This is a genomic window from Actinomyces oris, from assembly GCF_001929375.1.
GTDB classification, from domain to species: domain Bacteria; phylum Actinomycetota; class Actinomycetes; order Actinomycetales; family Actinomycetaceae; genus Actinomyces; species Actinomyces oris_B.
The window spans coordinates 1-523 of the sequence record NZ_MSGO01000094.1 but is presented as its reverse complement, the minus strand read 5'-3'; the positions used below and the strand labels follow the sequence as shown (position 1 = coordinate 523).

The 523-nt window shown below is 54.9% G+C and carries 1 protein-coding gene; it reads right to left on the bottom strand.

Annotation, left to right across the window (positions count from 1 at the left end):
• On the bottom strand, positions 1-412 hold a 412-nt coding region (locus tag BKH32_RS14835; protein ID WP_430383810.1), incomplete at its 3' end, for a hypothetical protein.
• Positions 413-523: the final 111 nt, after the last annotated feature.

Here is a 523-nt window from a genome sequence, read left to right as displayed (position 1 = left end):
GCCGCGGAGTCTTCATCACACAGCGCAGCAAGTCGTCGTGATCGGTCCAGTCGAGACCTGCGTCTTGTGTCATCTTTACCACCGCCGCGCACTTTCCAGCGTCATGCACCAGCATCAGGTAACGCATGCCCATGAGGCCACTGTCGTCTACGAGGATATTTTTCACCCAGTGATGAAGCGAACGAAAACGCTCTTTCGTCAGAGTGGTTCTGCTTGACGGTTGCCCCCTGACGAACGCGGTGTAGTCCTCCTCTGATCCCGCCCACAGGTACTCGAGACACCTAAGTGAGCACGCAGTTCGAAAAAGCTCACGATATCCAGGCCCACCCGCCTCTGGGGATGGTGCTACATCATTCTTGAGTAGATGGAGCTCGGGGAATTCCCAAGCCCAGGTTGGTACTCCGCAATGCATCCAAGTTGCCTTGTCACGGAAGGTGTCATCGTGCGCTGAATCCAACTGAACCATGAGAGAAGGATAACGGAGTACCCCGGCTTCCCGAATCTATAATGATGAGTGTGAGGT